Source organism: Butyrivibrio sp. INlla14, from assembly GCF_900102515.1.
Classification (GTDB): Bacteria; Bacillota; Clostridia; order Lachnospirales; family Lachnospiraceae; genus Butyrivibrio.
On the sequence record NZ_FMVS01000043.1, the window covers coordinates 1 to 16,006 of the forward strand.

Sequence of the window (16,006 nt, forward strand, 5' to 3'; positions counted from 1 at the left end):
CTATATATAAAATACAAAATATTGACAAAAAAATTCCGCATGCCACAAGGGCTTGCGGATGATTTACGCTTTATTCAACTTCTGAACTCGGGAGATGCTATCGCAGAAGCTAAGGCTGTTTTGGAGAGTCAGATTGGCTAAATGCCGTTTATCAAATTAAAATATGAATTAAGTCATGAAAATGTGCTTGACGGAATTTAGATTTATGATATAATAATTCATGTTATGTGAGCTAATGGGCTTAGAATAAGCATAATAAATAACCCAATCAGTCATGTACTTGAAGGGACTGAAGGGAGGGTAAGAGTAGAGATGTCAACAGTAGTAGTAAAAGAAAACGAGACTTTGGATAGCGCACTGCGTCGTTTTAAGAGAAGTTGCGCCAAGGCTGGTATCCAGCAGGAGATCCGTAAGAGAGAGCACTACGAGAAGCCTAGCGTAAGACGCAAGAAGAAGTCTGAAGCAGCAAGAAAGCGCAAATATAACTAATCAAATTTATGAAAAGTCCTTGGAAGTTTCCAAGGACTTTTTTCTTTATCTGTGATAAAATGATTAAGTTACGTTGGGATTATAAGAGAACATTATATGTGGATATATATTCTGATTATTTTTTTTATATTGCTTGTAGGCGCACTTGCCATTATTTACCATGATACTCATAGCTTTGTTGTCAGAGGCTATGATATTACTTCTAATAAGGTGAATAGAGACTATACTTTTGTACTTTTGTCAGATTTACATGGATATATCTTTGGCAATAATAATGACAAATTGCTTGCAGCTATTGATAAGATAAGGCCTGATGCGGTTTTGTGTGCTGGAGATATGTTTACCGGGCACAAGATCAAGGGAGAAATTCAGTATCAGGCTGGACTTCATGTCCTTACAGAACTTGCTGGAAGATATCCTGTGTATATGGGGAATGGTAACCATGAGCACAAGATTAAGGCGTACACTGCAGAATTTGGGAATCTTTTTGATAGGTATCGTGAGGCCCTGAGGAAGTCTGGCGTTATTGTTCTGGAAAATGACAGCATCAATATAGCTGACGAAAATATAAGAGTCACTGGACTAGATCTTAGTCTTGATTATTTCCGCAAGGTTGTTAAAAGGGAAATGGATCAGGGGCACGTGGAGAGATGTGTTGGTAAGAGCGACAAGAGTCGTATGCAGCTTTTGATCGCACATAATCCTCAATATTTTAAAGAGTATGCTGAATGGGGGGCAGATCTTACTGTCTCTGGACATATACATGGAGGACTTATAAGACTTCCTCTGGTTGGAGGTGTTGTATCACCTACTATAGCTCTTTTCCCTAAATATGATGGTGGGAAATATGAGATGGATGGAAAGACTATGATTCTAAGCAGAGGACTTGGAACCCATAGTATACATGTGAGAATGTTTAACCCGGGAGAGGTTGATGTTATTCATATTCACAAAGTGTGATTTTATAGTAAACGTCAGATAGAACTGCCGTTTCTATGAGAATAGATATGAGTTTTTGAGGTGGGAAATGTCACTGGAAGTTAAGCTTCAGGTGTTTGAAGGTCCCCTAGATCTTTTGTTGCACCTGATCGATAAAAACCAAATAGATATATATGATATACCGATTGCTACGATAACCGAGCAGTACATGGATTATATAAATGCCATGCAGAGGGATGATATGGAGGTTACCAGCGAGTTCCTTGTTATGGCAGCTACTCTTATTGATATTAAATGTAAGATGCTCCTTCCTAAAGAGGTCAATGAGGAGGGCGAGGAAGAAGACCCAAGAGCAGAGCTTGTTGAAAAACTTCTTGAATACAAGATGTACAAATATATGGCCTTTGAACTTAAGGATAGGCAGATGGATGCTGCAATGCAATGGTTTAGAAGCAGAAATATTCCTAAGGAAGTGAGAGAATATGAGGCTCCTATTGATATGACTGGGCTTATAGGGGATGCGACCTTGTCCAAGTTAAACGAAATTTTCCAGGATCTATTGAAAAGGCAGGAAGACAAGGTAGACCCTATTCGTAGTAAGTTTGGAAACATTGAAAAGGAAGAGGTTGATATGGATGCCAAGACCTTGTACATCAAGGCCTATATCCGTGAGCACTCGCGATTTAGTTTCAGACAGCTCCTTGAAAAGCAGCACAGCAAAACTGAAATCATAGTTACGTTTCTGGTTATGCTTGAGGAGATGAAACTAGGAGAAATTGAGATAGAACAGGAAAGTACTTTTGGAGATATCATAATAACCTCCAAAAAAGCGGGGTAAGAATAGATGACTAGAGAAGAGGGAGCAGCTGTTGTAGAAGCGATTCTTTTTACAATGGGTGATTCAGTTGAGATTAGTTCACTTGCCAAGGCAATGGAAACTGATGCCAAGGAAGTTAAAAAATATGTCGAATATCTCAAAGAAAAATATGAAAAAGATGATAGTGGGATAGGAATACTTGAGCTTGAGAAATCAGTTCAGTTATGTACTAAAAAAGAAATGTATGAGTATCTTGTAAAGATTGCCAAGGCTCCTAAAAAGGCTGTTCTTACAGATTCTCTTATGGAAACTCTTTCAATTATAGCTTATAAACAGCCTATTACCAGACTTGAGGTTGAAAAGATCAGAGGAGTAAACTCTGATCATGCAGTCAACAGACTGGTTGAATTTGGACTGGTTCAGGAACTTGGAAGGTTGGATGCACCAGGACGACCTCTTTTATTTGGAACAACGGAGGAGTTTTTGAGAAGCTTTGGCGTAAGGTCACTGGATGAACTTCCATCTATCGGAACTGTGCAGGTTGAGGAGTTTAAGGCTCAGGCAGAGGAAGAGATTAATGTTAAGCTTGATATTTAATTAACAGACACTATTTTTACAGTTTACAGTTAACGGTTTTCGCATAAACAATTATTTATATACAATTCATAAAATATAGGAAAAATGCGCAATTTTTTATGCATTTTTCCTTTTTTTTGCTTTATTTTGTGATACAATATATTCTGACTTATGTTGTGAAAATGCGAGATTTTTCGCATATTTGCAATTCATTTGTGCATAAATTATTTATTATAAAAATTTCGGAGGTAAACAAATGAGTAGTTCTTCACAAGCGAGACAAAGAATAAATGCTTTGCTCGACGAAAACAGTTTCGTTGAAATTGGTGCTCTTGTGACAGCCAGAAACACAGATTTCAATCTGAAACAGGAAGAAACACCATCAGACGGCGTTGTTACTGGCTATGGTGTTATCGACGGTAATCTGGTTTATGTTTACAGCCAGGATGCGTCAGTACTTGGCGGATCAATTGGTGAGATGCATGCCAAGAAAATCGTTCGCCTGTATGAGCTGGCTATTAAGACTGGATCTCCAGTAATTGGAATGATTGATTCAGCAGGACTTCGTCTTCAGGAGGCAACAGACGCACTTAACGGATTTGGCGAAATCTATCTTAAGCAGGTGGAGGCTTCAGGCGTTGTGCCTCAGATCACAGCTATTTTTGGCGCCTGCGGTGGTGGACTTGCACTTATTCCTTCAATTACAGACTTTACTTTCATGGAGTCTGAGAAGGCTAAGCTTTTCGTAAATTCACCTAATGCACTTGATGGCAACTACAAAGAGAAGTGCGATACATCTTCTGCTAAGTGGCAGGCTACAGAAACTGAAAATGTTGATGTAGTTACTGACGAAGCGTCTCTTTATGCTGAGATCAGAGACCTTGTATCTATCCTTCCTTCCAACAATGAGGACGGAGATACATATCAGGAATGCTCAGATGATCTTAACAGAGCATGTGAGAATCTTGATGGAGCTACAGCTGATCCTTCTATCATTGCAAGACAGATTTCTGACAATGGTGTATTCTTCGAGACAAAGAGAGAATATGCTAAGGACATGGTAACTGGATTTATCAGATTAAATGGTGCTACTGTAGGTTTCGTTGGAAACAGAACAGCAGTATTTGATGAAAATGGCAAGGAAGCTGAAAAGTTCAGTGACAAGCTTTCAGCTCATGCATGTAACAAGGCTGCTGAGTTTGTTAACTTCTGCGATGCTTTTGATCTTCCAGTTCTCACACTTACAAATGCTACAGGATTTGGTACAACAAAGTGTGATGAGAAGCATGTAGCTAAGGCTGCAGGAAGACTTGTATTTGCTCTTGCAAATGCTACAGTGCCTAAGGTTAACCTTATCACAGGCAAGGCATTTGGAAGCGCTTATGTGATCATGAATTCAAAGGCAATTGGTGCGGATGTTACAATCAGCTGGCCAGATGCACAGGTTGGAACTATGGATGCAAATCTTGCTGCTAAGATCATGTGTGATGGCAAGGATGCTGAGACAGTATCCAAGGCTGCTGCTGAGTATGCTGCACTTCAGAATAATGTTAAGAGTGCTGCTGCAAGAGGCTATGTAGATGAGATAGTAGAGCCAGCAGACACTAGAAAGTATGTAATCGGCGCATTCGAGATGCTTTTTACAAAGAGAGATGAACGTCCTGCCAAGAAACACGGCACAGTTTAATGAAGGGAGCACTCAAAATGAAACATAAAAAGTTAATTTTGGGAGTTATGCTGACATGCCTTCTTGGGCTGACTGCGTGTGGTCAGACAACATCAGAAATCAATTCTGTAGAAGGAAGCAGATACTCAAGTCAGACTTTTACTCTTACTAATATTGACAACTATGCCAATATGGTTGAGGACCAGAGGTTTGAGACATGGTATCTTGCAGGCGTAACACCTGACAATTTTGAATCACTTTTATATCAGGAAATAGCTATGAGCACAACTGATGAGCATTATGAGGTTATGGCTAAGGGCTATGAGAGCTGGTATAAGGCAGTTAATGATATTGGATATGATTCTTTGGATTCTTTAGCAAGTGATATATTTGTTGCCAAGACAAGCTTCGAGATCAATAAGGATGGAGAGTTGGTCGCAACATCAGAAATCCAGGGCACAAAGCGTTCTGCTGAGATGGTTATCTATCTCAACAACAGAGGTGAGCCTACAGAGATTGGTGTTACAGTTATGAGATCCATGGGCGAGAAGCTTGAGAATGCTGGACTTAACACTTTACTTGGTATGGGCATGGCATTCACAATCCTTATCTTCATATCACTTATTATTTCTCTGTTCCCAATTCTTTTTGGTGGCAACAAGAAAAAGAAGACTAGTGATAAAGAAATTGTTCAGAAGGCAATGGATAACACAATCAGTCAGATTGCTGAACAGGAAGAGCTTGTTGGCGACGCAGAACTTGTTGCAGTTATTGCGGCAGCAATCGCAGCCTACGAGGGAAGCGGCAGCACTGATGGTTTCCGTGTAAGATCAATTAGAAAAGTAAATAAAAACTGGAAAAAATATTAATGTTTGTATCGAGCACGGAGTAGACAACAGTGCTCACTGAAAGGAGATATAATGAAGAACTATACTATAACCGTTAACGGAAATGTATATGATGTAACTGTAGAAGAAGGCGCAGGATCAGGCGCAGCTCCAAAGGCTGCAGCTCCTGCAGTTAAGGCTCCAGCAGCTCCTGCTAAGAAGGCAAGCGCAGGCGCTGGTTCTATCAAGGTTGAGGCTGGTGCAGCTGGTAAGGTTCTTAAGATCAATGCTAGCGTTGGACAGGCTGTCAAGAAGGGTGACACAGTAGTTACTATCGAGTCAATGAAGATGGAAATTCCTATGGTTGCTCCTCAGGACGGAACAGTAGCAAGCATCGATGTTGCTGCAGGTGATGCAGTTGAGGCTGGAACATGCCTTGCAACTCTTAACTAATACTTGGCGATAGAAATAATAGTTTGATTCAAACAGAAATGAGGATAAAGAATGGATTACATAGTTAATACATTATCTAATCTCTGGCATCAGACTGCATTTACTACTATGACACCAGGCAATTACGTTATGATTGTTGTAGCATTGGTGTTCCTGTATCTTGCAATCGCCAAGGGATTTGAGCCTTTGCTTTTGGTACCGATCTCATTCGGTATGCTTCTTGTAAATATTTACCCAGATATCATGGCTGAACCTACTGGCAGCGCAGCTGGTGGACTTCTCCATTATTTCTACATTCTTGATGAGTGGGCAATTTTACCTTCACTTATTTTCCTTGGTGTTGGAGCTATGACAGACTTTGGTCCACTTATTGCGAACCCTATCAGCTTCCTTATGGGTGCTGGTGCACAGTTTGGTATTTTCTCTGCTTACTTTATGGCTATTGCTTTTGGATTTAATGACCAGCAGGCTGCAGCCGTTTCAATCATCGGTGGTGCTGATGGCCCTACATCTATCTTCCTTGCAAGTAAGCTTCACCAGACTTCAATCCTTGGACCTATCGCGGTAGCAGCTTATTCATATATGGCACTGGTTCCAATGATCCAGCCACCTATTATGAAACTGCTCACTACTGAAAAAGAGAGAAAAATCAGAATGTCTCAGCTTAGAGAAGTTTCCAAGCTTGAGAAGATTCTTTTCCCTGTAATTGTTACAATTGTTGTTAGTATGATCCTTCCTACAACAGCTCCTCTTATTGGTATGCTGATGCTTGGTAACCTCTTTAGAGAGTCAGGCGTTGTCAGACAGCTTCAGGAAACAGCTTCTAATGCACTTATGTACATCGTAGTTATCCTTCTTGGAACATCTGTAGGTGCTACAACAAGTGCTGAGGCATTCCTTAACACAACAACAATCATTATCGTAGTACTTGGTCTTATAGCCTTTGCCTTTGGTACAGCTGCAGGATGTCTTTTAGGAAAGCTCCTTTGCCTTGTAACAGGTGGAAAGATCAATCCTCTTATTGGTTCAGCTGGTGTATCAGCCGTACCTATGGCGGCTCGTGTTTCTCAGAAGGTTGGTGCTGAGTATGATCCTTCAAACTTCCTGCTCATGCATGCTATGGGACCTAACGTTGCCGGAGTTATTGGTACAGCCGTTGTTGCTGGAACATTCATGGCAGTATTTGGTGTGTAAATGGGTGTAGCATGGCGAGAACGAAGGAAAGTCATGCGCATATACGCCAATGAACTTTATAGATTATTTTTTTGAAAGGAAAATAAAGATATGGCAGAATTACAGAAAAAACCAGTTCGTATCAATGAGACTGTACTTCGTGATGCGCATCAGTCACTGATTGCCACAAGAATGCCTACAGAAGTTATGCTTCCTATTATTGATACAATGGATAAGGTTGGATATAATGCAGTAGAGTGCTGGGGCGGTGCTACATTTGATGCTTGTATGAGATTCCTTAAGGAAGATCCATGGGAGAGGCTTCGTAAGCTTCGTGATGGATTTAAGAACACAAAACTCCAGATGCTTCTTCGTGGACAGAACATTCTTGGATACAAGCACTATCCAGATGACGTAGTAGAGTACTTCGTACAGAAGTCTATTGCAAATGGTATTGATAACATCAGAATCTTCGACTGTCTTAACGACCTTAGAAACCTCCAGGCTTCTGTTAAGGCTTGTAAGAAAGAGGGCGGACACGCGCAGATCGCTCTTGCTTATACTCTTGGTGATGCATATACAGAAGAGTATTGGATGAATATTGCCAAGGAAATTGAGGAAATGGGTGCAGATTCTATCTGTATCAAGGATATGGCTGGACTTCTTCTTCCTTATGAGGCAGAGAAGCTTGTTAAGGCTCTTAAGAGCGCAACAAATCTTCCAATCAACCTTCATACTCATTACACATCAGGCGTTGCCAGCATGACATACATGAAGGCAGCTGAGGCTGGTGTTGATATTATCGACTGTGCTATTTCTCCATTTGCTCTTGGAACATCTCAGCCTGCTACAGAAGTTATGGTTGAGGCATTCAAGGGACAGCCTTTCGAGACTGGACTTGATCAGAAGCTTCTTGCTAAGATTGCTGATCACTTCAGACCATACAGAGAAGAGTGCCTTGCCAGTGGCCTTATGGATCCTAAGGTTCTTGGAGTTAACATCAAGACTCTTATGTATCAGGTTCCTGGTGGTATGCTTTCAAACATGGTTAGCCAGCTTAAAGAGCAGAACGCAAGTGATAAGTATGATACAGTTCTTGAGGAAATCCCACAGGTTCGTAAGGACTTCGGTGAGCCACCTCTCGTAACACCATCTTCACAGATCGTAGGTACACAGGCTGTTATGAATGTGCTTATGGGTGAGAGATACAAGGTTGCTACTGACCAGACTAAGGATCTTCTTGCTGGTGAGTATGGTAAGACAATCAAGCCTTTCAATCCAGAAGTGCAGAAGAAGATCATTGGCGACAGAGAAGTTATTACATGCAGACCAGCAGACAGACTTGAGCCAGGTCTTGGTAAGTTTGAGAAGGAAGTTGCTCAGTGGAAGCAGCAGGATGAGGATGTTCTTTCATATGCATTGTTCCCACAGGTTGCTACAGACTTCTTCAAGTATCGTATGGCACAGCAGACATCAGTTGATGTAAGCGCTGCAGATACAAAAAATGGAGCTTATCCTGTTTGATCATCAAATAGCTGATAAGTAATATGAAAAATTATAAGACGCAAGGTGCTTTTACAGTGCCTTGCGTTTTTTCACAGAAAATTTATCATTATTATGGTAAAATAATAGTATGAATGAGTTTAGAAGACACAGACAAAGTCGAAAACCAATTGAAATTGGAGAGCATCAGGGAAGAGAGCTTAGAAAAAGTGATCTGAATAGGCAGATGCTTGCTCTGGATGAAATCTCTGGATTCAGGGTCAGACCTGGTTTCTATGGGATTAATGGTGCAACTATGCTCACTGATGGTGTCAATTTTACTGTCTATTCTAATGGGGCAACATCCATAGCACTTATGCTTTATCATAGAGGTGAAGACAAGCCCTTTGCTCTTATACCATTTCCAGAAACTTACAAAATAGGAAAAGTATACTCCATGATAGTGTTTGGTTTGGATATAGAAAATCTGGAGTATTGCTATAGCGTAGATGGACCATGGGATCCGGAGAAAGGTCTTTTGTTCGACAAAAATCATGTACTTCTTGATCCTTATGCCAAGGCAGTTTCAGGTCAGAGAATATGGGGGCAGAGTCTAAACAGAAATGGGCAGTACAGGGCCAGAGTTGTCCGCGATAATTTTGAATGGAATGCTACATCCAGCCTTGGAATACAGATGTGCGATTCAGTTATTTATGAAATGCATGTCAGAGGATTTACCATGGATAAGTCTTCTAATGTTAAGTGCCGAGGAACCTTCGAGGGAATAAAAGAAAAAGTTGATTACCTGAAAAGACTTGGTGTTACTGCTGTAGAGCTTATGCCTATTTTTGAGTTTGACGAAACAAGGGATAAGAGAGAAGTTAATGGTAAAATGCTCCTGGATTATTGGGGCTATAATACCATAAGCTTTTTTGCCCCCAATACCAGCTATGCATCCCAGAGCGAGTACAACAAAGAAGGCGTAGAGCTTAAGTACATGATAAAAACCCTTAAGGATAACGGAATAGAAGTTATCCTGGATGTTGTGTTTAATCATACGGCTGAAGGCAATGAAAATGGACCTTTTATCTCTTTTAAGGGATTTGATAATAACATTTATTATCTTCTGACCCCACATGGCCAGTATTACAATTTTAGTGGTTGTGGCAATACCATGAACTGTAATCATCCTATGGTGCAGGAGCTTATTGTAGAGTGCCTCAGGTACTGGGTTGAGGAATACAGAGTAGATGGGTTTAGATTTGATCTTGCAAGTATTCTTGGAAGAGACCAGGATGGTGCTCCGATGGAAAAACCACCTCTTATCCAAAGACTTGCCTATGATCCTATTCTTGGTAATGTCAAGCTTATAGCTGAGGCTTGGGATGCGGGAGGAATGTACCAGGTAGGCAATTTCCCTGCATGGAAGAGATGGGCTGAATGGAATGGCAAATATCGTGATGATATCAGATCTTTTTTGAAGGGCGATATATGGTCAGCACCTGACGCGGTTAAAAGAATTACTGGCTCAATGGACCTTTATGGCGGTTCATATCTTGGCTATGACTCTTCTGTAAATTTCATTACCTGTCATGATGGCTTTACCTTGTATGATCTCTATGCATACAACAGTAAGCATAATGAAGACAATGGCTGGAATAATACAGATGGAGCAAATGATAATAGAAGCTGGAACTGCGGCATAGAGGGTGAGACTGACGACCCTTATATAAACGATCTTAGATTTAGAATGATGAGAAATGCTATAGCTGTGCTTATGTGCAGTAGAGGAACTCCTATGATCTACGCAGGAGATGAATTTGGCAACACTCAGTTTGGTAATAACAATGCCTACTGTCAGGATAATGAAATTTCCTGGCTTAACTGGAATCTCCTTAAAAAAAACAAGGACTTCTTTGAATTTTACAGGCATATGATCCAGTTCAGGAGAAAACATCCTTGTATTAGAAAAGATCTTCTTCCGGCTACTTGCGGTTATCCATCAGTATCTGTACATACTGAGAACCCTGATAATGGCAATATTACTAGTGATTCAAAGGTTATTTGTGTAAGATATGCTGGTTTTACGCAAAAGAAAGGCCATGATGATATAGTTTATCTTGCTATTAATGCTTTTTGGGAGGATGTGCAGATCATGCTTCCAAATCCTCCTGAGGGAGCGTATTGGTCTCTTTGCGTTGATACAGGAGACGACGAAGGTAAATATTTCTTTAACAGGCCCAAGCCTCTTACCTGGAGGAATAAGACTCTTAAGGCACGTAGTGTGAGTGTATTCATATTGTCCTATGGAGCAGAGTATGGCAGCTGATGATAAGAATACTTCCAGCAATTTTATAGTAGAAGGATATCAGTTTGCTTCTGAGGCAGATGCCCAAAAGGCTGCGACGGATGCCTCCAAGATCAGGCTTTTACATTCGCGTGTAAAAGCAAGTAAACCTACGGATATAAAAGCAGTTTATGAGAAGGCTATCGAAAATAAAATATTTAAGACTCCTATAGGCTGGGAATATCTGACTGGACTTAGAAATAAGCTGATTGAGAGTGGATTCAACAAGGATGATATTATTCCAATTCCTTTAGATATTTCTTTTTCAAAACATTCTGCCTTTGCGGATTTGTCTGTAGGGCAAAGGATCAAACCTGAGAAACGAGAGAAAAAGGCTGATTTTTTGAAAATATTTTCTATTATTCTTAATTTTGTTCTGGTAGTTTTGGTCGTTCTTATGTTTGTGATTGCAGCAACTTCTGAAAGTGATAATATTATTAACTATAAGAGCAATGTCACGAACAGATATTCATCCTGGGATCAGGACCTCAAAGAACGAGAGAAAAAAGTCAGAGAGGCAGAAAAAAAACTTGGCATTGAAGATACTTCAAGTTATTATGAAGAGACAGACTAAAGACAGCTAGTAGGAGGAATGACATAGTGGAAGATCTTAAGATATTAGTGGTTGATGACGAGGCTAGAATGCGCAAACTCGTCAAAGACTTTTTGGTTAAAGACGGATATATTGTTGTGGAAGCTGAGGATGGTCAGCAGGCCCTTGATGTCTTTTATTCTGACAAGGAGATATCCCTTATTATTTTGGATGTCATGATGCCTAAACGTGATGGATGGGAAGTATGCAGAGAAATCAGAAAGGATTCCAAGATTCCTATCATCATGCTGACAGCTAAATCAGAGGAAAGAGATGAGCTTTTGGGCTTTGAACTTGGAGTAGACGAATATATATCCAAGCCTTTTAGTCCCAAGATTCTTGCAGCTCGAGTTTCTGCAATCCTTCGCAGAACATCTCAGGCAGTGAATAATCAGGTAATGGAAATTGGCGGTATTGTTGTTAATAAGGTTGCACATAGCGTACTTGTTGACGGCAAAGAGATTGATCTTAGCTATAAGGAGTTTGAACTTTTATCTTTCTTTTTTGAGAACAAGGGCGTCGCTCTCTCAAGAGAGAAAATTCTTAATAATGTATGGAACTATGATTATTTTGGAGATGCCAGAACTATCGATACTCATGTAAAAAAACTTCGTGGCAAGCTGGGCAAGAAAGGCGACATGATAAAGACTATTTGGGGCATGGGATATAAGTTCGAGGCAGAATAATTAGAGGAATAGGTTTTAATTGATGCTATGGAAAAAGATAAAAAGTTTAACAAAACCCATTCCATACGTTTCGAAATAAGCTTTGCTTTCATAGCTACAATGATTGGTACTTTTACTTTTTGTTTGATCATAAATCTTTTGTTTATGGAGAACTATTATGTTCAGAATAAAAGGGACGCAATCATTGAGGCCTATAGAAGTATTGACAGGGCCGTATCAAATGGTGATATTAACTCTGAGGAATTTGATGAAGAGATTGGACATATCTGTGAGAGATATGACATCGAGATGATTGTTCTTGATGGAGATTCTAAAACTGTTAAGGCCTCTAGTAGTAATGCTGAACTTTTGGCCAAGATTCTGTGGGAGAACATGATCAATCCTTCTGCAGGAGAGTATGTGATAGAGAACAGAACAGTTCTTGATATTGGAGAAAACTATACACTTCAAAGAGATGAGGATCGAAATACAGGCCGCAAGTACCTTGAAATGTGGGGCGTTGTCGGAAATGGGAATCTTGTCCTTGTAAGATCTACCATGGAGAGTATTCAAGATAGCGTGACAATTTCAAATACTTTTATGATATATGTTGCAGTAATAGCTATTTTGGCCGGTTCCATGGTGATTCTTTATATATCCAAGAAGGTTACAGATCCTATCAAGCGTTTGTACTATATTTCTGATGATATGAAAAAGCTAAATTTCGAGGCCAAGTATGAATCTGATGGCTATTATCACAGTGAAATTGATGCTCTTGGATCTAATATGAATGAGGTGTCTGAGACCTTGGAATCAACTATCAAGGAACTTAAGAATGCCAATATTGCTCTTAAAAAAGATATCGCTCAGAAAGAAGAGATTGATGAAATGCGTAAGGAGTTTTTATCTAATGTTTCACATGAGTTAAAAACTCCAATCGCTCTTATCCAGGGGTATGCAGAAGGCCTCAAGGAAGGAATCAGTGATGATGCTGAGAGCAGAGATTTTTACTGTGAAGTTATCATGGATGAAGCCAATAAGATGAACATCATGGTAAAAAAATTGCTTACCCTGAATCAGCTTGAATTTGGTAATGAAAGTGCCAATATGGAGCGATTTGATATTGTTGATATGATCTCAAATTATATCAAGTCTGCTGAACTTTTGGCCAAGCAAAAAGATGTTACTGTTAAGTTTGGCAATTACGAACCGATATTTGTTTGGGGGGATGAATTTAAGATTGAGGAAGTACTGCAGAATTACTACAGTAACGCCCTTAATCATATTGACGGAGAAAAAATAATAGAGATCAAGCTATACAAGGAAAACAACCATGTCAGGGTTTCTGTATTTAATACTGGAAAACCTATTCCGGATGAAAGCATTGGTCATATTTGGGAGAAGTTTTATAAGGTTGATAAGGCGAGAACAAGAGAATACGGCGGAAGCGGCGTAGGCCTATCTATAGTAAGAGCTATTATGGAGGGCATGCATCAGGCCTATGGGGTCAAGAATTACGATAATGGAGTTGAATTCTTTTTTGAATTAGAAACTAAATGATCCTATGTTGAGAGGATAGCTTATGAGGGCAAAAAAGTATTTGGGTATTGCTATTTTAATGAGCGTTTGTCTTGGTTTAACAGGATGTGGTGAGACTTTTCCTGATCTTACAGAGGAAGAATATAACCAGACAGTTGAATTTGCGGTCGGGTTGCTAATGAAATACTCTAATAATGGTCAGAATAAACTAACTTACGTTGATTCCAAGGAAGTTATCAAGCAAAGAGAAAAAGAGGCTGCCAAAGCAAAAGAAGAGAAAAAAGAACCTGAAACGGTAACGCCAGAGCCAGAACCTGTTGCTGTGCCACAACCTCAGGATGAAAGTTCTGAGGGCCTAAGCCAGGATGAATCAACGACTTTATTAAGTGATCAGAATCAGGGCGATAGTTCTGCAATTCAGTTGTCGAGCGCAGATGAGAGCTCTGATGAGGGCACCGCAGAATCTTCAGGAGACGCAGAAACTACAAAAGAGGATCCAGATGCTATAGTTGTATCTTCTGAAGATAGCTATGAGATTGCTGATGATATATTCCTTACTTATGATGGATACTCAGTATCAAGCTCTTATCCAGAAAGCTCAAAGAGCTATGTTATTAATGCAGATAAGGGCAAGAAACTTCTTGTTCTTAGATTTGACCTATATAATGCTTCAGATTCTGACACTAATGTAAATCTTCTTAAGAAAAACATTATGTTCCAAGTGATACTAAATGGAAAGAATCTAGGATATACTCCTGTTACGTTTTTACCCAATGATCTCTCATCATATGTAGGAACAATCGATTCACGAGCTCATGAGAGTCTGGTAGTTCTTACTGAGATAGATCAGAGTATTTCAACACAGATTCAGACGATTGACTTGATTGTTACAATAAGTGGCTCTGACCAGAAGGTTAACCTTAGATGAGTATAAGTAGTGCTGGCTAGAAGGTTTATCTTAGATGAATATAAGTAAGTGCTGGCTAGAAGGTTAATCTTAGATGAATATAAGTAAGTGTTGACTAGAAGGTTATTCTTAGATGAATATAAGTAAGCGTTGGCTAGAAGGTTAATCTTAGATGAATATAAGTAAGTGTTGGCTAGAAGATAAATCTTAAGATGAGGCTGTGCTGTAGATAATAGTAATTTTGTGTAAAAGAGCTACTCCGGTAGCTCTTTTTCTATAGCAGGAGATTTCTCTGTATTTCCTATGATATAAAAAACGCTCAGCTTAGGATGAGTACTCGCGCGATATGAATATGTTGCCTGCAGCAACCGCGCTCTGCTATGAAGGTGTTGATTTTTTATATGCAAATCCCTGGCCATCATAATTGCATATAAGCAAGTTAGATGTAGGCAAAAATGGGTTTTATACGAAAACATGGTGAAGGGGTAATTTCATATAAGCAAGATCAAGTATGTGATTACACGAGAATAGTGAAAAGAGGCAAATGCATATAAGCAAGTTTAAATCTGTGATAATGAGGATATTATACGAAAGTAGTAGAAAGATATAAATGCATATAAACAAGTTAGAGGTAGATAGAAGGTGGATATTATACGAAAGCAGGGAGAGGCGTAATTTCATATAAGCAAGGTCAAACATGTAATTACACGAAAGTAGCGAAAAGAGGCAAATGTATATAAGCAAGATATAGAGAGTGAAAATAGTAAGGCAGCATATGGAAATTAAGGAAATTGAAAGATGGCTAAATGCGTTAAAAAGAAAATAAGTATAATGTATGAATGATAATAATAAAAAAAGAAGAAAAAAATAAAAATAGTTGTTGACACATGTTAGTCGCAGTGATATATTTATATTCGTTGCTGATGCGGACATAAAGCACTGCAAATGCAGCAATGGAGCGAATTCTAGGCTCCTGTACCTTGACAAATAAACAGTAATGCAACCCTGAAAAATTCCAAGAGAATTTATTCAGAACAAAATTAGTAAATAACGGACAGAACAAAAAGCCAAGCTTGAGTTCTGGCCAGATCAAACTTTTAAACGTGAGAGTTCGATCCTGGCTCAGGATGAACGCTGGCGGCGTGCCTAACACATGCAAGTCGAACGGAAGCTTAACGCTGACGAGACTTCGGTCAAATCTTGTTAAGCTTTAGTGGCGGACGGGTGAGTAACGCGTGGGCAACCTGCCTCATACTGGGGGATAACAGTTGGAAACGACTGTTAATACCGCATAAGCGCACTAGAGTCGCATGACTCAGTGTGAAAAACTCCGGTGGTATGAGATGGGCCCGCGTCAGATTAGCTAGTTGGTGGGGTAAAGGCCTACCAAGGCGACGATCTGTAGCCGGACTGAGAGGTCGGACGGCCACATTGGGACTGAGACACGGCCCAAACTCCTACGGGAGGCAGCAGTGGGGGATATTGCACAATGGAGGAAACTCTGATGCAGCGACGCCGCGTGAGTGAAGAAGTA

14 protein-coding genes and 1 rRNA gene are annotated in these 16,006 nt (G+C 39.8%); all 15 read left to right on the top strand.

Annotated features, from left to right (window positions below; translation table 11 throughout):
- Positions 1-312 precede the first annotated feature (312 nt).
- Complete coding sequence (gene rpsU, locus BLO53_RS17775; protein ID WP_013280615.1) at positions 313-489, top strand: 30S ribosomal protein S21; 177 nt, start codon at positions 313-315, stop codon at positions 487-489.
- Positions 490-585: 96 nt separating this feature from the next.
- On the top strand, positions 586-1,449 hold the full coding sequence (locus BLO53_RS17780) for a metallophosphoesterase (protein ID WP_092064753.1): 864 nt from the start codon (positions 586-588) through the stop codon (positions 1,447-1,449).
- Positions 1,450-1,516: 67 nt separating this feature from the next.
- Positions 1,517-2,266 (top strand): segregation and condensation protein A, encoded by a 750-nt coding sequence (locus BLO53_RS17785; RefSeq protein WP_092064756.1) that lies wholly within the window; start codon positions 1,517-1,519, stop codon positions 2,264-2,266.
- A gap of 6 nt (positions 2,267-2,272) precedes the next feature.
- On the top strand, positions 2,273-2,842 hold the full coding sequence (scpB, locus tag BLO53_RS17790; RefSeq protein ID WP_092064759.1) for an SMC-Scp complex subunit ScpB: 570 nt from the start codon (positions 2,273-2,275) through the stop codon (positions 2,840-2,842).
- A 235-nt stretch (positions 2,843-3,077) separates the two neighbouring features.
- Positions 3,078-4,508, top strand: coding sequence for an acyl-CoA carboxylase subunit beta (locus tag BLO53_RS17795; RefSeq protein ID WP_092064762.1), 1,431 nt, complete (start codon positions 3,078-3,080; stop codon positions 4,506-4,508).
- A 17-nt stretch (positions 4,509-4,525) separates the two neighbouring features.
- Positions 4,526-5,356, top strand: a complete 831-nt coding sequence (locus tag BLO53_RS17800; RefSeq protein WP_176757353.1) for an OadG family transporter subunit — start codon at positions 4,526-4,528, stop codon at positions 5,354-5,356.
- 51 nt (positions 5,357-5,407) lie between these two features.
- Positions 5,408-5,767 (top strand): biotin/lipoyl-containing protein, encoded by a 360-nt coding sequence (locus BLO53_RS17805; protein ID WP_092064768.1) that lies wholly within the window; start codon positions 5,408-5,410, stop codon positions 5,765-5,767.
- Positions 5,768-5,818: 51 nt separating this feature from the next.
- The gene (locus tag BLO53_RS17810; protein WP_026488531.1) at positions 5,819-6,961 is read left to right on the top strand and encodes a sodium ion-translocating decarboxylase subunit beta; all 1,143 of its coding nucleotides are present in this window, start codon (positions 5,819-5,821) and stop codon (positions 6,959-6,961) included.
- A gap of 90 nt (positions 6,962-7,051) precedes the next feature.
- Complete coding sequence (locus BLO53_RS17815) at positions 7,052-8,464, top strand: oxaloacetate decarboxylase subunit alpha (protein WP_026488532.1); 1,413 nt, start codon at positions 7,052-7,054, stop codon at positions 8,462-8,464.
- A gap of 109 nt (positions 8,465-8,573) precedes the next feature.
- Positions 8,574-10,751, top strand: coding sequence for a glycogen debranching protein GlgX (gene glgX, locus BLO53_RS17820; RefSeq protein WP_092064771.1), 2,178 nt, complete (start codon positions 8,574-8,576; stop codon positions 10,749-10,751).
- Complete coding sequence (locus tag BLO53_RS17825; RefSeq protein WP_092064774.1) at positions 10,741-11,343, top strand: hypothetical protein; 603 nt, start codon at positions 10,741-10,743, stop codon at positions 11,341-11,343. The genes glgX and BLO53_RS17825 overlap by 11 nt, the downstream gene beginning before the upstream one ends.
- Positions 11,344-11,369: 26 nt before the next feature.
- Positions 11,370-12,047 (top strand): response regulator transcription factor, encoded by a 678-nt coding sequence (locus tag BLO53_RS17830; RefSeq protein ID WP_026488535.1) that lies wholly within the window; start codon positions 11,370-11,372, stop codon positions 12,045-12,047.
- A 27-nt stretch (positions 12,048-12,074) separates the two neighbouring features.
- A complete protein-coding gene (locus BLO53_RS17835; RefSeq protein ID WP_092064777.1) occupies positions 12,075-13,586 on the top strand; it encodes a sensor histidine kinase in 1,512 nt (503 codons plus the stop codon).
- Positions 13,587-13,608: 22 nt separating this feature from the next.
- Entirely contained in the window at positions 13,609-14,493 is an 885-nt protein-coding gene (locus BLO53_RS17840) for a hypothetical protein (protein ID WP_092064780.1), read from the top strand.
- A 1,078-nt stretch (positions 14,494-15,571) separates the two neighbouring features.
- Positions 15,572-16,006, top strand: a 16S ribosomal RNA gene (locus tag BLO53_RS17845); the annotation flags it as partial.